Genomic DNA, 25,529 nt, shown 5'->3' with positions numbered 1-25,529 from the left:
CTGGCACTCAGAGTTGATTACATTTTATCTACCTCTTGGTTTTAGGAGGAATGGCTTATGAAAAGAAATTCTTTTATCGGCAACCTGAAACGACGGACTTTCATACAGCGCAGCCTGCTGCTGGGTACAGGGTTGCTGGCCGAGCGCTATCTCAACCGATTTCCAAAGGAGATCCATGCCATGACCAACAGCGAAGCTGACGTGATTTTCTACAACGGTAAAATTACTACCCTCGACAGGCGCCATCCTGAAGTAACTGCGATTGCGCTGACAGGTGGATTTGTGTCAGCTATTGGCTCAGATAAGGAGATCCATGCGCTGGCGAAGCCAGATACGAAAATGATTGACCTGAGGGGCAAGCGCGTTATTCCCGGTCTCAATGATTCCCACTTGCACTTGATCCGCGGCGGATTGAATTACAATATGGAGTTGCGCTGGGATGGGGTACGCAGTCTGGCGGATGCTCTGGCAATGCTGAAAATTCAGGCTGATCGCACACCTGCGCCGCAATGGGTGCGTGTCGTCGGGGGGTGGAGCGAATTTCAGTTCAAAGAGCGCCGTATGCCGACACTGGCGGAAATTAATGCCGTTGCACCGGATACGCCCGTTTTCATCCTGCATCTGTATGATCGTGCGTTACTAAACAGGGCGGCGCTGCGGGCTGTAGGGATCACTAAGGATACGCCTGACTTTACCGGCAGCCGGATCGAGCGTGACGCGAAAGGCAATCCGACTGGCATATTGATCGCCGAGCCGAATGCACTGATTCTGTATGCGACCTTGGCCAAGGGGCCCAAGCTGCCGATGAGCGACCAAATCAATTCAACCCGCCATTTCATGCGTGAATTGAACCGCCTGGGTGTGACGAGCTGCATTGACGCAGGCGGTGGCTATCAGAACTACCCGGAAGACTATCAAGTCATTGAGAAACTGCACGAAGACGGGCAGATCACGGTACGCATTGCCTATAATTTGTTCACGCAGAATAAGGGTGGCGAACTGGCGGACTTCAAAAAATGGGCAGGAATGGTCAAGCCCTACAGCGGCGATGAGTATCTGCGCCATAATGGCGCGGGTGAAATGCTGGTGTTTTCGGCTGCCGATTTTGAAGATTTCTTGCAACCGCGCCCCGATATGGCAGCCAATATGGAAAAAGAACTGGGTGAGGTCGTGCGTTTCCTGGTGGAAAATCGCTGGCCGTTTCGCCTGCATGCGACCTATGACGAAACCATCGGCCGCGCTCTGGATGTTTTCGAAACAATCAACCGCGATACCCCATTTGGTGATGTGCGCTGGTTCTTCGATCATGCCGAAACCATTAGTGAAAAAAATCTGGAACGCATTCAGCGTTTGCATAGCGGTGTGGCCGTGCAGCACCGTATGGCTTTTCAAGGTGAGTATTTTGTTGATCGCTACGGCAAGCAGGCCGCAGAGCATAGTCCGCCAATCCGCAAAATGCTTGCTATGGGCATCCCGGTGGGTAGCGGCACCGATGCGACGCGCGTGGCCAGCTATAACCCCTGGGTATCGCTCTACTGGCTGGTGACCGGTAAGACGGTCGGCGGCCTGCCACTTTATGGCGAGGCTAACCGGCTGGAGCGCGAAGAAGCCCTGCGTCTCTGGACACTGGGTAGTGCCTATAAATCTAATGAGGAAAAGGCCAAGGGCGCTTTGCTGCCTGGCAGATATGCCGATCTTGCAGTACTGTCACATGACTTTATGACGGTGCCGGAGGAAGCCATCAAGGACATCACTGCTGTCATGACCGTGGTGGGCGGTAAAATCGTCTATGCCGATGCCGAATTCAAGTCACATGACACGCCTTTACCGCCAGTCAGCCTCGACTGGTCGCCGGTGCACCATTTTGGTGGCTATCAACAGGCTAATGTCAGTTCTGTGTCTGTCGTTGCTAGAACCTCCATGGCGTCAGGATGTCATCATGATCACGTCCATGGGTATGACGGCAAGCTATCCTGCTGGCTGGGCCTTAGTGGACAACAAGGGCAACAGAAGAGACCCAGCTTTAATCATCCGTGGGCTACCGGCTGCGGCTGCTTTGCCTATTGATCATGTCAGGCGGAATGGGGGGATCGGCATTTTCTCCATTCAAGCATCGCGTTTTCACGGTGTTGTGGACCGCGACGCTGATCTCGAATATCGGCACCTGGATGTTCAATGTCACTTCTGGCTGGGTGATGACAGAGCTGTCGCCATCACCGTTGATGGTGTCGATGGTGCAGGCAGCGACAGCCTTGCCGATCTTCCTGTTTGCGCTTCCTGCGGGAGCGCTGGGAGATCTCTTTGATCGCCGTAAGCTGTTGCTATGGACACAGTTTCTCCTTGCCGTGGCACTGTTTCTGTTTGCAGGACTACTATGGAAGGATGGTGTCAATGTTTGGGTCTTGCTGTTGTTCACTTTCATAACCGGTGTGGGATCGGCTTTCGCCACACCCGCGTGGCAAGCGATCGTCCAGCGCCTCGTGCCACGGGATACACTGGCTCCTGCTATCGCCTTGAATGGGGTGAGTATCAATATCGCCCGAGCTATCGGTCCGGCGTTGGGCGGCTTTATCCTGGCAGCGGCGGGTGCCGTGATGACGGTGTTGCTTGATGCCGTTTCCTATCTTGCCGTGGTAACAGCGTTGGTATGGTGGCGTGCTGCCGTGACGCAAGCTGATATGCTGCCGAGAGAGCGCTTGTCCGGTGCCATGCGCGCAGGCGTTCGATTCGCACTGCATAGCATGCCGCTACGTCATACCTTGTTCCGCGCACTGGCCTTTTTCATTTGCGCTTCTGCTTACTGGGCATTGCTGCCCTTGGTGGCAAAGGAGATATTACAGGGCGGTCCCAACCTTTATGGTATTTTACTGACCGCGCTGGGAATTGGCGCGGTGGCAGGCGCATTTTTGCTGCCGGTGATGAAAAAACAGGTGAGTGCGGATAAGATCATGATGCTGGCGACGGCAGGAACAGCGCTGTGCTCGCTGATGTTCGCCTATGGTGAGCACACAGGCATTGGTATCGCCGCCGGATTGATAAGCGGCGTGTCATGGATCATAGCGGTGGCATCGTTGAATATTTCAGCACAGATGGCGTTACCGGATTGGGTGCGCGCCCGTGGCCTGGCCATTTTTCAGATGGTGCTTTTTGGCGCGATGACGGCAGGATCGCTGGGCTGGGGGCAAGTGGCAGGGGTTATCGGCTTGCCGCTGGCCTTAGCGATGTCAGGATTGCTGGCGCTTTTTCTGATTCCTGTGACAGCGCAATTCAAACTTAATATGGGCGAACATCATGACTATACACCGTCTGGTCATTGGGCAGAACCAGTTCCAACCACGTTCGTTTCGCACGATCACGGCCCTGTTCTTGTATTGCTGGAATATCGTATCGACGATACGGATCGTGATGTGTTTTATTCCCTGATGCGGGAGCTGGGGATCATTCGCCGCCGCGACGGCGCTATTCAGTGGGGATTTTTTGAAGATGTCGAGGATCATGGACGATTTATCGAGATGTTCACGGTTGAATCCTGGCTTGCGCATCTGCGCCAGCATGCCCGTGTTTCTGCCGCCGATAAAATCCTGCAAGACAAAATCGCTGCTTTGCACCGTGGCGCAACGCCGCCGCGCGTGACACACGCTGTCACACCCTTTGCCAGCAATCATTTACAAGCAATTCCTAAAACCCATCATGATTGATGAAAAAGTAGCGAGTTATCTGATAGGGCTCAGGCATTGATGGCTTATTGTTCTCTAAATAGAACAATGACGGCTGATAATGTGGGCTATTCAGATGGCTATGCTGGTTGTACACTGGGTCTTATCCAAATATCGGATAAATCGTGTAAGGAGAGGATGATGAAAACGATTCTAGGTATTTATGATGCGCCTCCGCTCCATTGGGTGGGCGACGGTTTCCCAGTACGATCGCTGTTTTCTTATCGTAACCATGGAAAATTACTGAGTCCGTTTTTGCTGCTGGATTATGCGGGTCCAACCGATTTTGCGCCCGCCGAGCAGCCGCGTGGGGTAGAGCAACATCCGCACCGTGGTTTTGAAACGGTCACCATTGTTTACCATGGTGAAGTGGCACATCGGGATTCAACCGGCCAGGGTGGAGTGATTGGACCGGGTGATGTGCAATGGATGACTGCAGGCTCCGGCATTCTGCACGAAGAATTTCACTCCGAGTCATTTACCCGTGCGGGTGGCCGGCTGGAGATGGTGCAGCTCTGGGTCAATCTGCCCGCCAAGGACAAAATGACTGCGCCGCACTATCAGACGATCCTCAAAACAGACATTCCAGTGGTGATGCTACCTGAGGAAGCAGGTATCGTGCGCGTGATTGCCGGCAGCTACCTAGGCCATGCAGGACCTGCGCGCACGTTTACCTCCATGAATGTTTGGGACTTGCGCTTGCACCATGGAAAGTCAGCCGAATTATCGTTACCCGAGGGCTGGAATGCAGCACTCATCGTTTTGCATGGAACAGTAGTGGTCAATGAGAAAGCGCAAGTGAAAGCAGCGCAAATGGTGTCACTCGATCGCAAGGGTGAAATGCTATCGATTAATGCCCAGGAGAATGTGGTAGCGCTTTTGCTTAGTGGCGAACCGATTGATGAACCGGTTGTTGGGCAAGGTCCTTTCGTCATGAATAGCCAGGCTGAAATCGATCAGGCGATTGCAGATTTTAATAGCGGACATTTCGGACAATTATCTCATTAGGCTATGCCTGGTTAATGATGGATACAGAGTTTTCATACTAGCTGTTGCCTCTGGTAACAGAGGATAAATGGGTAAATTCTCAGCGCTAATGTTGTCTTCTTTTATTCAGCATAAGGAGGAATAAAATGAGTAAAACTTATTATCGTCTCGATAAAAATAATGCGCTTGTCGCACTGGTCGATCATCAGGCCGGGTTACTGTCATTGGTGCGTGATTTTGAGCCAGATAGATTCAAGAATAACGTGCTGGCTTTAGCTGATTTAGCCAAGTATTTTAAATTACCAACCATTTTAACTACTAGTTTTGAAGATGGTTCGAATGGCCCACTGGTGCCGGAACTAAAACAAATCTTTCCGGATGCGCCCTACATCGCACGCCCAGGACAAATTAATGCATGGGATAACGAAGATTTTGTTAAAGCAGTCAAACAAACGGGTAGAAAACAGTTGATTATCGCTGGCGTCGTTACCGAGGTTTGTGTGGCATTTCCTGTGCTTTCTGCTTTGGAAGAGGGATTTGAGGTATTTGTGGTGACGGATGCCTCAGGCACTTTTAATGAGGTGACGCGCGAGGCGGCGTGGAGCCGCATGGTAGCAGCGGGCGCGCAGTTGATGAGCTGGTTTGCGGTGGCCTGTGAACTGCATCGTGACTGGCGAAATGACGTGGAGGGTCTTGGCACGCTTTTTTCCAATCATATTCCCGATTACCGTAATCTTTTCACGGCTTATACTGCAATCAAAGCGAGTAAGTAAGTGAATTGAGATAAACGCTATTCGTTAGGCACATGGTGGGTCAGTCACTCTCAATGTCTAATTGATGCATCCTTATTACATTTTCTTCTGCTTGGACATCATTCAAGTTGGAGAAAATTTCAACTGTGGGAGGTGGTTTATTCTAAACTTCAGTTTTTCTATATACAGACTAACCTGCGACATTATCAAACACTGGGCTATCAGAATGTGAGTGAGTCGGAAAGGACGGTATCTATATTCTGTATACTTTTAGCTTCAAATAACTTCAGGAATTTTCCCATAAACATGTGTGCCACAAACCTTGATTATTTTCGGACAGAGATCTATGAGTATCGACAGCAACAATCCTAGATTAGCGGTATTGATTGATGCAGACAACACCTTTAAGGTGATTGACCTCATTGATGAATTGTTCGAGGAAATATCAAAATTTGGAGATGCGAGTGTCAGACGTATTTATGGTGACTGGACACAAAATCAGCTGAGCCGCTGGAAGGAAATCCTGCCCAAACACGCCATCCAGCCCATTCAGCAATATGCCAACACCAGGGGTAAGAATGCAACGGATAGCGCGCTGATCATTGATGCCATGGATCTGCTCTACACTGCTCCGTTGGATGGTTTTTGCATCGTTTCCAGCGATAGCGATTTCACTAGATTGGCAATCCGATTCCGCGAATCCGGTAAACTGGTCTACGGCTTTGGTCAGAAAAAAACACCGGAATCGCTGCAAGCGGCCTGCAACGAATTCAAATACTTCGAAATTCTCTCGCAAAACAAACTGCTCGAAAGTGAAAACAGTCTTTCGGTACAAACGGAAGGCATTTCCAGCAAATCTAAAGCGAGCCCAGAAAAGAAAACCGTAAAATCAGTGACATCTTCGAGCGAGGGAGCCGCCATACCTGGTACCAAGAAAAGCTCCAAGGAGCTGGCGAGGGACACCAAACTGGTTTCACTGATCCGCTCTGCAATTGAAGCACTTTCCGATGAAGATGGTTTCGCTCACATGGGTGAAGTAAAAAAACATATCGTGAAGAATTTCTCGGCGTTTGATTCACGCAATTATGGCTACGCAAAATTCAGCGACCTCATCAAGACCATTGGTCTGTTCGAAGTAGACACTCAGAATCAACGTATTAAGGATAAAAGGAAAAAATGAGTGAGAGACGTGTTAATAAAACTGATGAAATGTCGTCTTGTTTCGCAGCGACAGACTTACTCCGCCAACCCTAATTCAAACTAATCACTGTAGTGGGCATAAGCAGTCACATGGCCCAATGGAGAGACTGCAACTGCACGACCTTAGGACACGGCGGCGATGCCATTGCAGCTTGCCTTAACCAAGAGAGCGCTGATGGCTGGCTATGCTGGCGTTGGGAGAAGTCAAATTGCTGAAAGAGATTGCTGACCGCGATGTGGGAGCAGCAGATTTGGATCGAATGTATTCATCAAAATGAAATATCGACTATACCGCTGGAAATCAGATATCTTTTGCAGGATAATTTTATGCGTTTGCAGAATAAATCCGCCTGGCTTTTTAAAGACGGCAGATCTGCTCATCTGAAATATGCACTTTTGTTGATAATGAGACAGAATCAAACTTGTACATGAGTTCAACTGTAAACGAACTGATGCGATATTATTTTCAATTTACTCCCAATGATTTATGTCTGAGTTGCTTGCTGAGTTGAGTCGCTGGCACACCTTCGCCATCATTTTTCACCCAAAATCTGCTCTTGTTCGGCTATGTTATCCAATGCGTGGATTTGGCCATGAGTCGCAAGGCATCTCGTCACGTGACTTCCGGTTTGATAGATATTGAAAAACAGAGTGGTATTTCTATCACCACCTCGGTCATTCAATTCGGACACAAGAAATGCATCCTGAATCTGCGCAATATCCCTGGTCACGAGGTTTTTTGGAGGATGCTTATCGTATTCTCACCACCGTCGATTCGGCCCTAATGGTGATCGACAGCGCCAAAGGTGCAAAAATCTATTAGAGATCAGTCCATGTCAACTTCGATCGAGGAGGAACGTCGACAGCTGTTTGAATGTTACCAGCAATGTACTCCGACGGAACAGGCTGCAGTCAATTTGCTGGCGGTAGCTTGGGGTGGGCTTAGCAAATCGCAGATCACAACACCATTGCGCAAGATTTTGGGTGCAGGCGAGGCAGCCAAAATCAAACTGGAATCCCTGCAGCGCAGCGCTCTGCTCGAAGTAGAAAAAACATCATGGAATAATCAACGCCTAAGGTGCAATAGGTTGATTGTCGAACTGGTGACGCGCGAGCTCGTCGCAAGCGGTGCGTTCGAACGTTATGTCGAGCTGGTGCGTCTCGCCGTGCCTTTGCAAGTAGGCTCTCAGAAAACCGCCAAGGATGACATCCAGTTTCACGATGATGACGAACTGATTCGGGAAGTACGTATTGGCATTTACCGAGCGGACGAGCTGTACATCGATCGCTTGTTCGGGATGCTGGAACGACTGAAGTATTCCTACTGGAACGGTCCGCTACAACGCTGGTCTGCACCCGCGCCAATTTACGCAATGGTTTGCGACAACCCCTTCGAGCGCGAATGGTTTGTGCGCCTACCCGCGAAAATCAGAGAACCTGCCTTGCCGTTGATCCTATTGCGGCAGGCAGGAGGTTGGGAACTGGATGCAGCGGCCTTCGATCTGTTGCGCGAAGCATGTGAGGGAGCAGCTGCGTCTGTGCCCGAAGATTGGCAACTCAGCATGACCTTGATCTCGATTTTAAGGGGTGAGATGCAGGCTGCACAGGCCGCGTTGTCCCATTGCCCGGTCAGTTACCATGAACGTGCTTCTCGGGGATTGCTTTTGCTGCTGGAAGGGGATCATGACAATGCGCTGCGGTATTATCGGGAAGGGCTGAGCTTGTTGCGCAAGGAGCAAGGCAAACGCAGGGCATTCTTTCCAGGGGTTGTGGGGTTCTTCTTCGTGCTGGGTTTGTTTCAGCGCAACCAAGCGGGCGACCTGGAAGAGGCCCAAAAACTTCTGGAGATGATTACTGAAGATCATTCCTTTGGCTCTGTTTATATGCTGATGAGGCTCGTTCCAGCGTTGGAACAAAATCAACCCGGCGCTCTGACACAATTGAACATGCGTTTTGAGCAGATCTTACGGTACGGTCCTATGAATCCCTGGATTTTCTGGATCGGCTTGTGGTTGCTCCACCAATACGAGCAGGCCACAAAATTATCACACTATCTGTCGCAGACGAAAGCTTATCAGCAACAAGCCGCCCATTGCGGTTACGGGTGGCTTGCAGCAGAGCTAGCGGCATTGATCGCGCGGATCGAACCAAAGCAGGCCGATATGAAAAGAGCAGTCGATGCCTTCGAGCACGCCAAGAGTATTAGACTGCTGGTCAATCGTAGCCAACACGAGGAGCCTTGGGAACGCGCCCTGAACGCCATCAAGAATACCGTGGTGCGTGGTGCAGCTGCAGGCAAGAGGGACGAAACAGCCGAATATCGCCTGGCCTGGTTGCTGTCGCGCGAGCGCGCCTATCTTGGCTTTGCGTTGGAGGCGCGGGAACAGAAACGCAACGCCAGTGGCGGCTGGAGTAAGGGCAAGTCATTGTCGATGAAGAAGGTTGCCGAAATGGCTGAATCGACGAGCTATTTTTCCGCACAGGATCGTCGCGTGGCCGCGCATATCGCCTCCGACCGGTATACAGGGAGTTATTCCTTGTCCAACCGCGGTTGGCTAGCGATGGTGGGTGCGTCCAACGTGTCATGGAAGGATAGTGGCGTCGCCGTGGAGCTGGTCGCTGCCGAGCCGGAATTACGGGTCAGGAAAAAGCCCAGGGGCGAGCAAGTCAAAGTCGAATTCTGGCCGCTGTGCGATGAGGAAGAGAGCGTGGTGCTGGCTGAAGACGGCCTGACCCGCCTTAAGATTGTCGAACTGAAACCGGAGCACCATCGTCTCGCGGAAATCATCGGTAAGGGAATCGAAGCTCCGGTCTCCGCCCAGGAGCGCATTCTGGCCAGCCTGGGTTCAGTATCCGCCCTGGTGACCATCCATTCAGACATCGGTGGCGGAGAACTGGCTGCCGCCGAGACAGTTGTGGCGCATGCGCGTCCCCACGTGCAACTGATTCCAGAAGGCGAGGGACTACGCGTCGCTATCCTGACCCGCCCCTTTGGCGAACAGGGTTCGTATTGCACCCCCGGTTCCGGTGGCTCCAGCTTGATTGCGGAAATCGGTGGCAAGCGCCTGCAAACCCTGCGCGATCTCAAGCTCGAGCGGAAACTAGCGAACGAACTCATCGCGCTCTGCCCCAGTCTCGGCAATCAAGCGCAAGAGGTGACGGCTTTTCACTGGCTGTTGGCAGATACAGAAAGTAGCCTGGAGTTTTTGCTGGAACTGCAGGAGGCAGGTGATAAGGCCCAGATCGAATGGCCACAAGGCGAGAAACTCAAGGCGTTGGGACAGGCTGGATTAAGTCAGTTCAGCATTAAGGTCAAACAGCAACGTGACTGGTTCAGCGTCAGCGGTGAGCTCAAGCTGGACGACGGACAGGTGTTGAATATGCAGCGCCTGTTGGAATTGACGGAAGGCGTTCGGGGTAAATTCATCCGCCTCGATGAAGGCCGCTTTCTGGCCCTGACGGAAGCGTTCAAAAAACGTTTGGGCGATCTACGTGCTTATTCGGAAAAACACGGCAAGGAACAGCGACTCCATGCGTTGGCGTTGCCGGTCATGGATGAAATCGCTGAAGAAGTGGGTGAGTTTCAAGGTGATTCCGCCTGGCGAGCGCAATTGGAGCGATTGCGTCAGGCAGAACAAATCCAAGCGAAGCTCCCGTCCACTTTGCAGGCGGAGTTGCGAGATTATCAACGTGACGGCTTCGAATGGCTGTCCCGCCTGGCCGCCTGGGGCGTGGGTGCCTGCTTAGCCGATGATATGGGCTTGGGGAAAACCTTGCAAGCCTTGGCTATAATCCTGAGCCGGGCCAACCAGGGGTCTGCTCTGGTGGTTGCGCCGACTTCGGTTTGCACGAACTGGCAGAGCGAGGCGCAACGTTTTGCGCCGACTCTCAACGTTCAAATCCTGGGTGGCGGTGATCGGCAAAAGCTGATCGAGGGTTTACGCCCAATGGACCTTTTAATTTGCAGTTATGCCTTATTGCAACAGGAATCCGTCGGTCAGCTTCTGGCCGTACCCACCTGGCAAACCATCGTGCTGGATGAGGCTCAACTCATCAAAAATCCGGCCACCAAACGTTCCCAGCAGGCCATGGCCCTTCAGGGCTTGTTCAAGATCATCACCACCGGAACACCGGTGGAAAACCATCTGGGTGAGTTTTGGAATCTATTCCGATTTATCAACCCTGGCCTGCTCGGTTCTCTGGAAAGCTTCAACCGCCGCTTCGCAGGGCCTATCGAGCGCAACCAGGATCGTGAAGCGCGCCAGCGGCTTAAACGTATGATTCAACCTTTCATCCTGCGGCGAACCAAGGCACAAGTGCTGGATGAGCTGCCGCCGCGCACCGAGATCGAGCTGCAAGTGGAGTTGAGCGAGCAGGAAGCAGTATTTTACGAAGCTTTGCGCCGCAAGCTCTTGAACGAACTGAATGAAACTCAGGGATCCGAGGAAGATAAACGCTTCAAAGTATTAGCAGCGATCACTAAGCTGCGCCGGACCTGCTGCAATGTGCAGCTGGTAGCGCCGGATCTGGGTCTTCCCAGCAGCAAGCTGGCGTTGTTTGGCGAAGTTGTGGATGAGCTTCTCGATAATCGCCATAAAACCTTAGTGTTCAGTCAGTTCGTCGACCATCTCAATCTTATTCGTAGCTATCTGGATGGAAAAGGCATCGACTATCAATACCTGGACGGCCAAACCCCGCCAGCGGAACGCAAGAAGCGGGTAGATGCCTTCCAGGCAGGACAGGGCGATGTCTTTCTCATCAGCCTAAAAGCCGGTGGCGTAGGCCTGAATTTAACGGCGGCGGACTATGTCATCCACATGGATCCCTGGTGGAATCCGGCTGTCGAGGATCAAGCCTCCGATCGCGCCCACCGCATCGGCCAGCAACGCCCCGTCACCGTATACCGGCTGGTGACGAAAAACACCATTGAGGAGCAGATCGTGTCGCTGCACAAGCACAAGCGCGATCTTGCCGACAGCGTCCTGGAAGGCGGTGAAATCAGCGGTAAGATCAGCGCCCAGGAGTTGCTGAACTTGATTCAACTCGGATAAGTTTGGTTGCTCTGGAGATGTGGCTGTAATTCCTGCTCTTGAGTTCTCTCAAGAAGGACCCACTCACCAGATACGCATTTTCCGGAAGAACTCCAAACTACACTGCATACCTCATTCAGCGCGTCCCGTCTTGTCCGCATCATTTTTTTCATCAAGAGCGGTTTTAGGCATTGCCAGCACTTTGTCAATACGCAAGCCATCGAGATCGACGATTTCAAAGATCCAGTTTTCCCACTCGCACCGATCGCCGGTTTGCGGGATTTTGCCCAAAAGCAGCATCACCATACCACTTAACGTGTGGTAGCGACCACGTTCTTCTTCCGGCACTTGATTGATCTTGAGCCGATCTTTAAGCTCAGGAATCGGAATCAGACCATCGATTAGCCACGAGCCATCATCGCGGGATATCGCCCAGGATTCTTCAATTCTGCGCGGCTTGAACTCACCGGTAATCGCTTCCATCACATCTTGCAACATCACGATACCCTGTGCTTCGCCGTATTCATCCACGACTATAGTCATCTGCACACCGGAATTCTTAAATTCTTCCAGCAGTTCCATGCCGGTGAGTGACTCAGGAACGAAGACCGCGGGCTGCAGGCCTTCGGTCAGATTCGGTTGTCCGCCACGCAAGGTCTGCGCCAGCATTTGGCGTGCGCTTGCTACTCCTAAGATATTACTCCAGTTACCGCGCACTACTGGAAAGCGCGAATGCGGGCTCATCTCAAAGCGTTGCAGATTTTCTTCCAGACTTTCGTTAGCGTCAAAATAGATGACTTCACTACGTGGCACCATGAGCGATGCGATCTGGCGATCATCCAGGCGGAATACGTTTTTTACCATTTGGTGTTCTTGCCGCTCGATAATACCAGCTTCCGAGCCTTCTTCCAGCATCAGATACAGTTCTTCCGCCGTCAGCACTTGTCGGTTAGTGTCTTTAATACCGAATAGACGCAGTAAGAGTTGCGTCGAAGTCGAGAGTAGAAATACAAAAGGCTTCGTTAGGGTCGCAAGTAACATCATGGGGCGAGCCACTAGCCGTGCAAGTAGTTCAGGGTTAATTTGCCCTAAACGTTTAGGAACAAGTTCGCCCAGTACAATAGAAAAGTAAGTGATACTCACGACCACGAGGCCAGTAGCTAGATAGCCGGCATGGGGCGAGGGTATGCCTAGTGTAGTGAGCCAGGCACTCAAAGGTCCGGCTAGTGCTGCTTCACCGACAATACCATTCATAACGCCAATCGAAGTGATACCGATTTGCACGGTGGAGAGAAACTTGTTAGGGTCGCTGCCTAGTTCCAAAGCAGCCTTGGCAGCGCTATCACCTGCATTGATAAGCTTCTGTAGGCGTGCCTTGCGTGCCATGACAAAAGCAATCTCAGACATGGCAAAAATGCCGTTAAGAATAATAAGTCCAAGAAGTAGCGCAATTTCCATAATTAGAGCGCCCAGTTGCGCTCGGGTATTAATAAAAATTATTAATTTATTAGCTTGACCAAGTTTCAATACAATCGGCTTTGGTTGAAGGCGTTCCACGCTCTTTCCATTCTTTGAATGCGAGCTTGTTTCCCTCGCCTACCTATGCCAACAAAAACTAATTGATTAGTCCACTTGTAAGCTATTGATCTGTATGGATGTTATATTAGACGCTTGCGAACTTCAATAATTTATTGACAGCGAGGTCAGAGAAAAATAAGGTAAAGAGAGAAAAGGTGGGCAAATTTGTAAGATTTTTTGAAACTTTGAAGCCCGTAAGAACCCCCAATAACCTGCGTAGACACGTAGAGGTGGGTATAAAAAATCAGTTAGATAGATGGTTGATAATATTTGATGGTGGAGATTAAGGGAGGTGAACACGGGTGCGGAAGATTGCTAGCAATTGCGGAAAGTTGAGAATTTCTTGGGATCAATGACAATAGATGCAAAGATAATAGCGATTTACTGCACCTATTTGACTAATGAATATTTAACAGATGAGAGGCCGCGCCTAGTTTTGAAGGCGTAGATTTAAATCCGTTCATCCAAAACATACATTTTTTTGCGGTTAATGCGACAAAACCATTAAATCAATTCTTCATCGCGGAACTGTTGCTGGATCGCTATTACTTTATCGAGATTGTTGATCAATGCATTGACGCAATCGCGGTCCAGTTTGACATTCGACATTTTCTGCAAGACTGCAAAAGCTTCTTCATTTGTCCACGCTGCTTTGTACACGCGGCGCGATGTCAAAGCGTCAAACACATCCGCAACCGCGCTGATGCGTGCTTCAATTGGAATCTCATCGCCTTTCAAACCCTTGGGATAGCCGCTACCATCCATCGCTTCATGATGATATTCCGCAATATTGCGCAGAATATCGACATGACCGAAAGTGCCTAAACTGAAATCTTTCAGCACGGCGTCGATAATTTCGCGGCCTTTTTCCGGATGTGTTTTCATTACATCGAGTTCACTGTCGTCAAGCCGACTGGGTTTGCGCAGAATATTATCCGGAATGCCGATTTTGCCCACATCATGCATCGGTGAAAACAGAAAAATATGCTCAATCTGCTCATCTGTAATGTCATAGTTACTGGCAAGTTCGCGAGCAATCAGGCGTGCATAGTGCGCGGTGCGGTCGATATGCGAGCCAGTTTCCAAGTCACGATAATGCGTCATGCTGCGTGCTGCGCGAACTGCGGCAATTAGTGTGCGGATTGCCGTCAGTTCATTGATCACCATCAGTGCGACCAAATGCCCATAAATATCAATCTGACGCAACGATTGTGGTGTAAAAGGATGCTCCTGCAACGAGTTAAAGAACAAAAAACCAATAAAGGTTCTGCCTTGATACAGCGGCATGGTGTAACTGGATTTGTACCCTTTGGCAGCGATGCGCTTGGTGTGCTCATGCGTGCCTTGGGAAAAAATATTAAGATCCTGCACCAAACGAGGACGGCGATGCGCGATGATGGCGTGCAACGAAGGCGCCGAGCTGAGTGGCGCTTCATATGTTGTTACCGGGCTATCATTTCCGTCAGTGCTGTGCGTGTAAGTTTTGAGAATTTGCGTTTTTTCATCAAATAGTGCTATTGCCAAACGATCAAGGAATGGAAAATCCTGGCGAATAATTTGATGCAAGAAACGCAGTTTTTCCGTTAGTGGGATATTTTCGTGCAAATTAGCTAGGGTATCCTGATGCGTAAAAAGATCTTTTTGCTGATGCATAAAATTTCTGGTAAGGAAGATTTTTCGGTTGATTTGAAAAACATTCTAAACGATTTACCATGCAACCTATACACTAGTATGAGTAGAAATGATCAGGCGATTTCCAGAATTTTCCATTTACTGAAATATAAGCTGTTTCCTTCGTCTACCAATGCTAAAAAAAACAGTTGAGTTGATTAGCCAGATTGTAAGCTATCATATATATGAATGTTATTTTAGATACTTGCGGACTTCGCACTTGCAAGACGGGTAAGGGTGAAGAGAATAATGACGCAAAGAGAGAAAAAGTGGGCGAATTTGTGGGATTTTGGGGAACCTAGAAGTCCGCAAGAATACGCATGAGCCCGCGCAAATACGCGAGAGTAGGCGAAAAGAACCAACCAGATGAAGGGTTGGTCTTTGGTGATGGTGGGGTCGGAACCCGCACCAAACCTCTATTGAAAGTACGGAATCGAAGCGTTGTGGGCTGGTATGAACCATTGTGAATTCGATCGAAAAGTACTCAAACCATGCGACATGGGAGCGAGCAATCAAGCAGGTTTTCTGGCTGGATTGCTCGCCGGAAATGGGCTTCAAACTCAGTTGCTTTCCGAGTTCAGTTCAATTCCCGAATCTGAATCGAACACGCGTTCGTCAGGCGGAATCATCACCTTCAGTCAGGCCTCGAGCAGTCAGCGCTGCGCGTTGCTCAATCAGAGTGACGATCTGATCAAGCAAGGGCTCCCCCGCGAACTTGGGGCTAGCTTGCAAGGCGCGCGCAGCCGTTGGCAGTGCCTGCGCTATACCAAGAATGCGCTTACGGGTCAGTGCGCGTGCCAACCCGGCAGCCTCGGCAAATTGTTCCCAGTGCCGGGCTTGAACTTCGCTGAACTTATACTTGCTGCCCAGTTTCATTGCCATCTTTGGAGTGAGATTCGGGTAGATGGCAGTCGACAGCACGTCGTAAAGTGGTGCCAGAGTTGGCGAAACTTTGGATGGCGGGGCCACATACAGCAGCGAGAAGTTCTTGGCGTGTGCATCGTGGTTGCCGACCAGTGCGTTGAACACCACGTAGTCCAGCAAGCGTAGCACCTGGGGCGCACTGGGGCGGGTGACACGCCGCAGCAGATCAAAGCAGGCTTTCAAATCGGGCCCCCCCTCGTTCTGATACTTCATTTCCGGCACTACGCCGAGTGCCTGGCAGAAATCCTCCTGATGCAAGCGCGTCGGCCTGCCTTCTGTATCGAGCTGGCGGTCATAGCGCGTGACCAGCAGGAAACGGCGGTTACCAGCTTGATGAACCTGTGCTTCGGCGGCCGGCAACTTCATCGTATGGGCCAACGCGAGGCAGAAGCCTTCATTGACCACACTGCTCTCAATGGCATGAATCGGCGGTTTCAGAATATGTGTGCTGGGATGTCCTCTCAGGGGCAAGCCAAAGCGCTGCCCATCAAACACCACCGGCAGCTTGTCCTGAGCGCCTGCGAGTGACAAGCGCAGCCCGTGCTGACCGGCGAGCATCGGGCGACGGGGCAACTCATCCAGGATGTCGGCCAGCCGTTGATCGTCCAGCCACTGCACTTCTCCCTTGCCGCCCATTTGAGGGGCTGCATCTTTTGGTAAGAACGTGATGGCTCCGGCGCACTCACCGCCAATCGCATTCAGCAAAGCGAAATCATTCTGCTCCGATACCTGAAACTGCTGCGCGATCAATCGCCGCAAATGTCCTTCCGGTAACAGTCCGGCAAAGAAAGGTCGGGTATGGATGTCATCAAAGGGTTCCGCCTGAAGCGGCAATGAGCGCGATAGTGCTACCGCGTCGCAGTTGGCCAACCAACTGGCGTGATAACAAAAGCTCAGCCGCCCGCCCGCCAGTGACAGGGTACCGACCTTATCAGCGAGCAACCAGACTTCGAGTTCATGCATCATGACGTGCTGCCTTGGCTGCTGTCAGTAAATCTGGCAATCCGGCGATCTGTACTTGGCCACCCAGGGCATCGATCACACGGAGCACCTGCTCTAGCCGCACAGAGGGTTTTCCTGCTTCCAGATCGACTACAAAACGCAAACCCACCCCAGCAGCCAGTGCCAGATCGGATTGCGTTAGGTCCAGTTGCTTGCGTGCTGCCCTCAGCGCTGCACCGAGCGCTTGTGTAGAATCGATAGGAATCATGGTTTTGGTCAATAACTTTCCCGTTCGGGAAATTATAAGATTAAGGACGCTTCAGCGCAAGGAAATTTACCTGATCGGGAAAATTACTAAGGAGCCAGTCGATATTCTATCAAATTATTCCCGATAGGGAATGTGGCAAACATGCTGCGGAGAATACGCTATCTAATCGATGCAAAAGGCGCGGAGATTGATTTAGCCAGTGATATCGCTTGACTCGCGGGCGAAACAGCGCGACGCCTGCCAACTCGTTCGGAAGGTAGGATGTAACCACGAGATCGTACATTATGTACAAAAGAAGAAAGTAACACTACTGTGACTATTACGCATATTTGCCAGATAAAACCCGTGCGTGGTTTTGATCATCTACTTGATCAAATTTTAACAATGACTTGCGACAGCGGCATTAATGTCTGTGCATCGATATGAAATGGAGATCGCTTTATTCTTAGATGCTCTTCTATCTTTTGATTCGAATTCATCTCCTGTAACCAGATCGAATATGTCAGACGTGAAATTATCAAGCTCTTGTTTTATTGTTTTTTGTTTTGCGTCAATAGATTTCACATATTTGGTTAGAAGTCTGATTTTTGATTTTATGTAGATCTCGGTTTTTTCATCATCTTCGCAGTGGTCTTTTGTCCAATATTCCACTGATAATGTTTCAAGCTCACTAATTAAAGTGGAAATTTTAGTAAATGAATCTGTTTTCTTTTTCTCTTTTTCAGTCCATTCCCAGTGAAAGCGGGTAGAAATAAATCCGAGAATCACCCCTATTATTACCGAAATAATAGGTATGAATGGTTTTATAAAAGAGTTATTCTCTGACTGAGAAACTAGAGTTGAATTGAGCAATTCAATTGAGGTATGTAGGTGTTCATTTGCCAAAATATTTTCTTTTATAACATCATGAATAGCCTGGCAGTCGTGATTTAATCGTGAAAAAGAAAATATATGATCGAACGTTGAGGTAAAAGCAGGATTTTCAGTATCTTTGTCTTCACTCATATTTTTTTGTCGGCTTGTAGATTCTTGATTTATATTTTGCTTTGCTTATATATTCCAATATCTTGTTTTTGAAAAATTCAAAGTCATCATTGGTATATGTAATTTTAATTTTTTCGAGAAGTTCATCGCTTGTAATAAATCCATATTTCACCATACCAGCGAATCCTTCTGACAAGAAGGATGAACCGTAACTCTCTACTCCATCATCAATAATTATTTCTAATTTTTCACCAGACTCAAGGCTTTGAAGCGCTGGTTTAAGAAAATCTTCTCTGAATGTTTCGCCGCTTCTGTTACCGTCTGACCTATACCGTCCTATTGGATCTGGGGAAAAATCTTTTCCAATATTAAGTGTTTTCATTTTTTCGTCCATTCAAATTTATAGTCATACTGTGACACACCAAATTATTAAAGTGCCATGAACCGGATAATCAAAGCGTTCAGATTTTATTGATTCAATACCATTATTAATCTGCAACTTGTACAAACCCTTCAAACTAAGAATAGATAAATAGCCGTCACCGCGCTGACGAATAAACTCCATCAAATCTTGTAATCCTTTTCCTCGGTCCGAGTCTTCTGTTCTTGTTCTATCAAGCTCAACAGCTGCTTTCAAAAGCACTTCGTCTTTTTTTCTGTCAGCAAGGGGAAATATCGATAAGAACTCTAATAATTTTTCCCATAAATCTGAGGCAGGCAGTGACTTTGGAATTCCGATACCTTGGTCATAAAACACAACCTTTAGCTCTTTCTTAGTTGTGTTGTATGACGCTGTATAATACCAATTCCTATCAATTTCAGAAAATCCATACTCTTTTGGGTATGCATGATGAGTCACATTAACTATTGCTTCTGATAATCCACTATGTAAGAACCTCCATTTCTTAATTTCATCACCAATAATATTAGTGATATTTTCTTTCAAAACTCTTGTCTGTTCATTGTCGCCACACCGACCTTTTGTATATTTGATTATTTTTCTATTATGTGAAGCATTACTTTCAAACTGGCTAATGTTGCTTGGTTTATTCTTAAATAGATCAAAGAACCCTAGTTCATTAAAATTAACCAGTATATCTGGATTCCAATTTTTTATATTTGGTTTCAGATTATTTCTAACGGCATCATCCCACTTAGATAATTCTGCTGTTAAAACCAATGAAGCCGAAGTCGATACAGATTTCAAATAATCAAATTTAACTTTATCTAATTTATAGGTTTTATGTGATGTAGATTTGTTTGTTATCAGCTTTCTAATAGCATTCAGATGGAGAACTGTTAACTTGTAATCATGAAAAAAGTTTAATCGCTCCGGCAAAATGATGGTAACTCTATTTTTATTAATTTCGACATTCAGCCCTTTTTCTCTATGACTATCAATCCAATCATTAACTTCTGAACCGTTTGAGTAATTAATTGATTTTCTTTTTTTTGATTTAGTCATTCCCTGGCGATGTTTTATGCCATTCTTTACATCAATCTCTCGCTGCTTTCTTGAAAGTTTTTTCATAAGAATTTGTTTCTTATGTTGATAAACATGGTTTTAAAAAACTACATTTATGAATTAAGGATTCCAGTCGAGTTTCCATATTGGGGCCAGGTCAAGATTGGATGATGCGAGCACCAACTCCGGCGTCATTTGAAAGGCGGCGCCAAGATCAGAGTTTAGTGTGATGCCAGCTCGTAAAAGAATTTGGGGTGATCTTGAATAGTTGCGAGTACCTTTGCTGTTAAGCCAGTCGGATTGCGTCGCTTGTTTTCCCAGCTTTTGATGGTGTCGACACTGGTACCCAGTGCCGCGGCGAACTCTTGCTGAGAGACATTCAGTTGCGAGCGCAGAGCTTTTACATCGACGACTTCAAAGCGAGCCACACGAGACGGTGATTTCACACCCTGTTTAATATCGACAGCCTCCTGCAGAGAAGTTTTTAATTCGTTAAAAACGCTCATGCTCAAACCTCATCCTTGAGTAATTTGGTCAATTTTTTCAGCTCAGCCTTTTCAGCGTTGGTTAAGTTGTCTTTTACATTCTTAGGGTAAGCAAGTGCCAGATGAATAATCTCAACGGTGGCCAAAAAGCATATAACTCGAACGCTGCTACTTTTTCTGGCTTAGCCGTCATGAGTGTTTCAACTTCTTTCAATGCTGCGCGATAATCAGTATCAGTTTTGATTGGTTTGATGTCCATAATCTGTTTCGGTGTTAAATAGTTTGTGCATCAAACCGAGAGGGTTGACCTTATCAGCTTCTAAGCGCTGGCAGTGGCTCGTCTTTTGGCACAAACTTTAGCGCAATCCCATTATTACACCAGCGTTCTCCACGTGGAGGCGGGCCATCACTAAATACATGGCCTTGATGACCGCCACAGCGCACGCAGTGATATTCCGTGCGTGGCCAGATCATCTTGAAGTCGATTTTAGTCGCTACGTGCCCGGGTATAGGCTGGGTAAAACTTGGCCAACCCGTCCAGCTTTCGTATTTATTGGCGCTTTCAAACGATGGTAGATAACAGGCGGCGCAAATAAAGGTGCCGTCACGATCCTCATAACCCAGATTACTGGATTCCGGGCGTTCGGTGGCTTCTTCAAACAGTATTTGATAAGCCCTGGCTGAGAGTAATTTGCGCCATTCCTCATGGGGTTTGTTGAGGGGCGCAATAGGATTGGTTGCTTCTCCCACCACTTGTGCGCGAAAACATGCGGGCATTAGCGGAAATACGGCTGCTAGGCCGAGTGTTTGTAACAAAGTGCGTCGTTTCATGAAGTTTTCTCTAAATCTGCAAGAGTGCTTTTTTGATGGTTCCAGTAAGAACCGCTTGTTTCAATTATAATTTATTCATAGCTTCAATAGCGCATGCATCTATCTGTGCATTGTTTTTTAACTGTCCGCTGTAAATATGTTTTAATCTTTCATCGCTAACAGAATACCGGATCGGCAAGCTAACCATATGACAAAGCAATGCTTCGATAAAGCGAAAGAACTGATAGATGCGGCCAATAGTGAAGACCCGAACCAGGAAATCTGCGAAGGAAAAGCTTGGCCGAAAGAATTGCTTTATTCGCACCGCATGTCAGACATGCTCGAACGCTATGCACCCGATGCCGATGACGCTATGAGACTGGCGGCAAGCGCGCAACACATCCAGCGCTGGAAATCGCCACGCAGCGATTATCCGATAAATCGTAAAGGTTATCATCAATGGCGTGCTGGGCTATACAAATTTCATGCTGACACAATTGCCGATTTGCTTGCCAAGGCGGGATATGAAAATGAATTTATTGCGCGTGTAACCCAGGCTGTTGGTAAGAAATCGCTTAAGGCCAATCCGGATACCCAGCTATTGGAAGATGTTGCCGGACTGGTTTTTCTCGAACACTACCTGCTCGACTTCGCTAATAAACACCCTGAATACGACGAACAGAAGTGGCTTGATATCATTCGCAAGATTTGGAACAAGATGTCCGTCCGGGCTCGTCAGTACGCGCTCTCTGGGCACATTAAATTTCCAGATTCACTGGCTGCAATAATCAAGAAGGCAGTATCTGAATAACGTACTTGTCGTATCTGATAATAAGACATCACCCAAGTGGTTCCGCCATGCAGCAGGAAATGAGATGAAAGTGAAAGGTTATGACAGCAATTCAGCATCAAAAAAGGATCGGATTTAGCTGGTATGGTAAGCTAAACAATCCTTATTAATATTAATGGATGGATAAATAAAGAAATACTGCAGTAATTGCCAATCGGAATAGCGGTGCAGACTTTGAGATTATAGAGAGATGTATCAATATTTCTTCGTTGAGGAATTTACATTTAAATAGATTCTTTTTCAACTTGCGGAGGTAATACTATGAACACGCTCCTAACTTGGTTAATGAGTTCCTGTGTTTTAATAAGTGGTAGAAAAATAAAGGGACTCGCATATGTCTTTATCGTTGGAACACTCTTGCTTAATACAGTATCCGTCTTTGCGGAACATCGTGCCGTTAATGTTAGCATTGGGGGCACTGGAGGCGCTGTTGATGATGCTTCTGAACACAAAGTTCGCAAGGTTATCGGGCATGCGTTTAAGGATGGAGCTGTCGATACGTTGTATGTATATAGCCCTAGAGCAGGAGGACCTATTTTTATTGAAGGTGGCTTGTCTTTATGTGCAGAGGCGGGTTTTAGTGCGACGACAGAAAAATTCAATAATTTTATACATAGGCTAAACTCTATTCATCCTCCATCTGGTACTTTCTACAACGTAGAATTAACCAAAGCTTGTGAACCTATTGATGTTAATCATCAACCACAAAGTTGTGGTGGAATCCAAGGGAAGCAGTGTGCAAGCACGCAACAATACTGTGATTTCGGTATCGGTCATTGCAAGATTGCCGACATAGAGGGCGTCTGCAAGGACAAACCTACAGCTTGCACAAGACAGTATGAACCAGTCTGTGGTTGCGATGGAATAACCTATGGTAATCCATGCGAGGCGGCAGCAGCAGGTGTTTCCATTGATTATGTGGGTGAATGTAAACTATCTCAACCATAAGCCTGCGGCGGACTTCACACGTTTCTTGGTGGTGACACTAGAGAGAAAAATGGTGCAAAGAGAGAAAAAATAAATGCGCTGGATTTCTTGAAAGCGTGGAGTCCGCTTGAATCCTCATTAACCTACCCAGATACACCGGAGTAGATACAAATAAACCGGTTAGATAGATGGCCGATAATATTTGATGGTGGTACTTTCATTTTCTATGAACAAGAACTTTTGTTTTTCCTATTCACTGCTCATTTCAGAGAGGACAATATTTCCATGCATCCAGCTCTCCAGTCTTTGAAGGCACGGTTTGCCGAAATCGATGACCTGCGGCGGGCAGGCTCCGTGCTCCAGTGGGACATGTCTACTCACATGCCTCAGGGTGGAACAGCGTCACGCGGTCGCATGATCGCCACGGTCGAAAAAGCCGCCCATGAAAAACTGATCGACCCGGCTGTGGCCGCGCTTCTGGAAACCGCGTCAGGATTGCCAGATGCAACGTTGTCTGCAGACGACCAGGCGTTCCTACATCTGGCCCGTCGGCAGTTTGCCCGGGCGTCGAAAATCCCTTCTGCTTTCAAGGCTGAATTTCTTCAACACATGGCTGAGACTTACGACGTTTGGGTTCACGCACGGAAAGCGAATGACTTCGATGCTGTGGCGCCATTTCTGGAAAAGACTGTCACGTACTCACGGACCATCTCGGATTTTTTCAACTCCGGTGAAACCGCATGGGCCCATCCCATGGACCCGCACATCGAAGACGCTGATCCCGGCATGACTACTGCGAGTCTCAAGACGCTTTTTGCCGACCTCCGACAGGATCTGGTGCCATTGGTGCGAGAGTTGTCGTCTCGCGAGAGGCCGCGTACCGATTTTTTATCACGGGTTTATCCTAAGTCCCGGCAAATGGAGTTTTTGAATTGGCTGGCCAAGCGTATCGGTTATGACTTCAATCGTGGACGCCAGGATCTTACCCATCACCCGTTCATGACAAAGCTTGGCGCCGGGGACGTTCGCATCACGACCCGGGTCGATGAGACGAATCTCTGTGACGGCATTTTCAGTACCATTCATGAGTCCGGTCATGCCTTTTACGAACTGGGACTTTCGCCAAGCCTGGACGGAACCATTCTGGGTCACGGCACTTCCGCCGGAATTCACGAGAGTCAAAGCCGGCTGTGGGAAAATCTGGTGGGTCGGTCGCGTGAGTTTTGGACATATTTTTATCCTCACCTGCAAGCCCATTTTTCCGATACGCTGCGGGATGTTTCATTGGATGAATTCTATCGCGGCATCAATCACGTGGAATCCTCGTTGATTCGAACTGAGGCCGATGAAGTGACCTATAATCTGCACGTCATGATTCGCTTCGACATAGAATCGCAGCTTTTGGACGGCTCACTCAAGGTGATGGATCTGCCTGGCACGTGGAACGACCGGTACGAGTCCGATCTCGGCGTACGTCCAGAGTCCGACGCACAGGGCTGCCTTCAGGATGTCCATTGGTATTACGGAAGTGTCGGTGGCATGTTTCAGGGTTATACGATTGGAAATCTCTTTAGCGCGCAGTGTTACGACGCTGCTCTTAAGGTTCATCCAGAAATTACAGAGGCGATGACGCACGGAAATTTCAGTACCATGCATTCATGGTTGAAGGAAAATATCTATCAGTACGGTTCAAGTCTTTTCCCGCAGGAGCTGATCCGACGCGTGACTGGCCAGGACCTGTCGTCGAGCCCCTTTCTTGCATACTTGAAGCGGAAATATTTATAGAGACTCGTACCAATGAGAGCGATGAATGCACTCAACTTCAAAAGCTTCTACCTCGGCAGATCCGGCTGTTGTATTCCCGACCTAACTCTTCAGCCAAGATTTTGGCAAAATCCAGCACCCACGGCCAATCATAATAATCTGCACGGATCAAAAAAAGTGAGCAACTCCAGGGCCCCCGAGACCATGCACATCCGCCGAAACCAACCAAGACGCACCAATCTCCATTTTTGAGCTGAAGTGTTTCCTCTCCGTATCTGGATCAATGTTGAAAATAAGCCATTTGATTTTCGTCCGTGCGTAATATATTGAATTAAATAAAAACATCAACTTGGGGACTTCATCCCTGAATGGTGAGTAGGGGTGGAGAGAATAATGAGGTAAAGAGGGAGAAAATGAGCGAATTTGTGGGATTTAGTGAAGCCTCGAAGTTCGCAGGAATTTGCATACGCCCAGAGAACACGCGAGAACTGACAATAAAAAAGTCAGCTGAGAATGGTTGACAAGCTTAAGCTCCTACCAGAAAAACTTGACTTAAACCAACCTAATTAACAACATAATAAACAAAATAATTATTATCAGAGGGACGATAACAGCCTTCCAATCCGAGGAGGTAGCTTTAGGGCTGTTTTTCATCATTTCCAGCGCTGCAGGAAATAAAATTATTAAGAACATTATTAACGCTAATGCAGAGGCAATTTGCATCCAATCCATATCCAGACCTCTTTCCCTTCCGTTTATTCCGCTCTAAAAACAAAACCCCGGTTTGGCCGGGGCTTTGAATAGCTATTTAAAGTAGCCGACAATTAATCATCGTTACCCATAATCCCTAAAATTTGCAACAAGCTGATAAAGATATTGAAAATTGTCATATATAGCCCGATTGTTGCTAACACATAATTAGTTTCGCCACCATGAATAATACGACTCGTGTCATATAAAATGAAACCACTCATGATGAGGATAACTACCGCTGATATCGCTAATGACATTGCAGGTATTTGTAAGAAAATATTTGCCAGAGCAGCAAGTAAAACTAACAAAAAGCCTACCATCAAGAATCCACCCAGAAAACTAAAATCTTTTCGTGTGGCAAGGGCATACGCGGATAATCCCATGAATATCGCACCTGTGCCCGCTAGTGACAATGTAATGATA

General features: G+C 48.2%; 21 protein-coding genes and 1 pseudogene. 10 read left to right on the top strand and 12 right to left on the bottom strand.

Annotation, left to right across the window (positions count from 1 at the left end; translation table 11 throughout):
• Positions 1 to 57 precede the first annotated feature (57 nt).
• From J5I83_RS08545 to J5I83_RS08515, 7 genes are all read left to right on the top strand, one after another.
• Positions 58 to 2,067 (top strand): amidohydrolase, encoded by a 2,010-nt coding sequence (locus J5I83_RS08545; RefSeq protein ID WP_369683407.1) that lies wholly within the window; start codon positions 58 to 60, stop codon positions 2,065 to 2,067.
• The gene (locus J5I83_RS08540; protein WP_304054982.1) at positions 2,034 to 3,698 is read left to right on the top strand and encodes an MFS transporter; all 1,665 of its coding nucleotides are present in this window, start codon (positions 2,034 to 2,036) and stop codon (positions 3,696 to 3,698) included. The genes J5I83_RS08545 and J5I83_RS08540 overlap by 34 nt, the downstream gene beginning before the upstream one ends.
• A gap of 159 nt (positions 3,699 to 3,857) precedes the next feature.
• On the top strand, positions 3,858 to 4,724 hold the full coding sequence (locus J5I83_RS08535; protein WP_304054981.1) for a pirin family protein: 867 nt from the start codon (positions 3,858 to 3,860) through the stop codon (positions 4,722 to 4,724).
• Positions 4,725 to 4,849: 125 nt separating this feature from the next.
• The gene (ycaC, locus tag J5I83_RS08530) at positions 4,850 to 5,476 is read left to right on the top strand and encodes an isochorismate family cysteine hydrolase YcaC (protein ID WP_304054979.1); all 627 of its coding nucleotides are present in this window, start codon (positions 4,850 to 4,852) and stop codon (positions 5,474 to 5,476) included.
• Between the two features lie 325 nt (positions 5,477 to 5,801).
• Positions 5,802 to 6,635, top strand: coding sequence for an NYN domain-containing protein (locus tag J5I83_RS08525; protein ID WP_304054978.1), 834 nt, complete (start codon positions 5,802 to 5,804; stop codon positions 6,633 to 6,635).
• A 613-nt stretch (positions 6,636 to 7,248) separates the two neighbouring features.
• Entirely contained in the window at positions 7,249 to 7,440 is a 192-nt protein-coding gene (locus tag J5I83_RS08520; RefSeq protein ID WP_304054977.1) for a hypothetical protein, read from the top strand.
• A 48-nt stretch (positions 7,441 to 7,488) separates the two neighbouring features.
• A complete protein-coding gene (locus J5I83_RS08515; protein ID WP_304054975.1) occupies positions 7,489 to 11,706 on the top strand; it encodes a DEAD/DEAH box helicase in 4,218 nt (1,405 codons plus the stop codon).
• 111 nt (positions 11,707 to 11,817) lie between these two features.
• Here J5I83_RS08515 and J5I83_RS08510 read toward each other — a convergent pair whose 3' ends face one another.
• The 10 genes and pseudogenes from J5I83_RS08510 to msrB form a co-directional block, all read right to left on the bottom strand.
• A complete protein-coding gene (locus J5I83_RS08510; protein ID WP_304054971.1) occupies positions 11,818 to 13,242 on the bottom strand; it encodes a hemolysin family protein in 1,425 nt (474 codons plus the stop codon).
• Between the two features lie 525 nt (positions 13,243 to 13,767).
• Entirely contained in the window at positions 13,768 to 14,916 is a 1,149-nt protein-coding gene (locus J5I83_RS08505; protein WP_304054970.1) for an HD domain-containing phosphohydrolase, read from the bottom strand.
• Between the two features lie 633 nt (positions 14,917 to 15,549).
• Complete coding sequence (locus J5I83_RS08500; RefSeq protein ID WP_304054968.1) at positions 15,550 to 16,821, bottom strand: type II toxin-antitoxin system HipA family toxin; 1,272 nt, start codon at positions 16,819 to 16,821, stop codon at positions 15,550 to 15,552.
• A complete protein-coding gene (locus J5I83_RS08495; protein WP_304054965.1) occupies positions 16,814 to 17,080 on the bottom strand; it encodes a type II toxin-antitoxin system Y4mF family antitoxin in 267 nt (88 codons plus the stop codon). The genes J5I83_RS08500 and J5I83_RS08495 overlap by 8 nt, the downstream gene beginning before the upstream one ends.
• Positions 17,081 to 17,446: 366 nt before the next feature.
• The gene (locus J5I83_RS08490) at positions 17,447 to 18,073 is read right to left on the bottom strand and encodes a hypothetical protein (protein ID WP_304054963.1); all 627 of its coding nucleotides are present in this window, start codon (positions 18,071 to 18,073) and stop codon (positions 17,447 to 17,449) included.
• Positions 18,066 to 18,434 carry an STAS-like domain-containing protein gene (locus J5I83_RS08485; protein ID WP_304054962.1) on the bottom strand — a complete coding sequence of 123 codons (369 nt, stop codon included), beginning with the start codon at positions 18,432 to 18,434 and terminating at the stop codon, positions 18,066 to 18,068. The genes J5I83_RS08490 and J5I83_RS08485 overlap by 8 nt, the downstream gene beginning before the upstream one ends.
• A 24-nt stretch (positions 18,435 to 18,458) precedes the next feature.
• Positions 18,459 to 19,583, bottom strand: coding sequence for a hypothetical protein (locus J5I83_RS08480; RefSeq protein WP_304054959.1), 1,125 nt, complete (start codon positions 19,581 to 19,583; stop codon positions 18,459 to 18,461).
• Between the two features lie 155 nt (positions 19,584 to 19,738).
• Positions 19,739 to 20,023, bottom strand: coding sequence for a NadS family protein (gene nadS, locus J5I83_RS08475; protein ID WP_304054956.1), 285 nt, complete (start codon positions 20,021 to 20,023; stop codon positions 19,739 to 19,741).
• 154 nt (positions 20,024 to 20,177) lie between these two features.
• A pseudogene (locus J5I83_RS14540) lies at positions 20,178 to 20,261 on the bottom strand (transcriptional regulator); the annotation flags it as partial.
• A 53-nt stretch (positions 20,262 to 20,314) separates the two neighbouring features.
• Positions 20,315 to 20,833, bottom strand: coding sequence for a peptide-methionine (R)-S-oxide reductase MsrB (msrB, locus tag J5I83_RS08465; protein ID WP_304054951.1), 519 nt, complete (start codon positions 20,831 to 20,833; stop codon positions 20,315 to 20,317).
• 187 nt (positions 20,834 to 21,020) lie between these two features.
• Here msrB and J5I83_RS08460 point away from each other — a divergent pair, with 187 nt between their 5' ends.
• The 3 genes from J5I83_RS08460 to J5I83_RS08450 all read left to right on the top strand — a co-directional run bounded on the left by J5I83_RS08460 (position 21,021) and on the right by J5I83_RS08450 (position 24,374).
• Positions 21,021 to 21,623 (top strand): DUF4202 domain-containing protein, encoded by a 603-nt coding sequence (locus tag J5I83_RS08460; protein ID WP_304054948.1) that lies wholly within the window; start codon positions 21,021 to 21,023, stop codon positions 21,621 to 21,623.
• 300 nt (positions 21,624 to 21,923) lie between these two features.
• Positions 21,924 to 22,610: a Kazal-type serine protease inhibitor family protein gene (locus tag J5I83_RS08455; RefSeq protein WP_304054945.1), complete on the top strand. Its 687-nt coding sequence runs from the start codon at positions 21,924 to 21,926 to the stop codon at positions 22,608 to 22,610.
• Between the two features lie 264 nt (positions 22,611 to 22,874).
• On the top strand, positions 22,875 to 24,374 hold the full coding sequence (locus J5I83_RS08450) for a carboxypeptidase M32 (protein ID WP_304054943.1): 1,500 nt from the start codon (positions 22,875 to 22,877) through the stop codon (positions 24,372 to 24,374).
• A gap of 531 nt (positions 24,375 to 24,905) precedes the next feature.
• Here J5I83_RS08450 and J5I83_RS08445 read toward each other — a convergent pair.
• Both J5I83_RS08445 and J5I83_RS08440 read right to left on the bottom strand, forming a co-directional pair.
• Positions 24,906 to 25,085: a hypothetical protein gene (locus tag J5I83_RS08445; RefSeq protein ID WP_304054940.1), complete on the bottom strand. Its 180-nt coding sequence runs from the start codon at positions 25,083 to 25,085 to the stop codon at positions 24,906 to 24,908.
• A gap of 92 nt (positions 25,086 to 25,177) precedes the next feature.
• The coding region (locus tag J5I83_RS08440; RefSeq protein ID WP_304054937.1) for a Bax inhibitor-1 family protein at positions 25,178 to 25,529 on the bottom strand (352 nt) is incomplete at its 5' end.

The organism is Nitrosomonas communis (genome assembly GCF_024102715.1).
In the GTDB taxonomy this organism is placed as follows: domain Bacteria; phylum Pseudomonadota; class Gammaproteobacteria; order Burkholderiales; family Nitrosomonadaceae; genus Nitrosomonas; species Nitrosomonas communis_B.
This window is presented reverse-complemented; position numbering and strand designations above follow the sequence as displayed.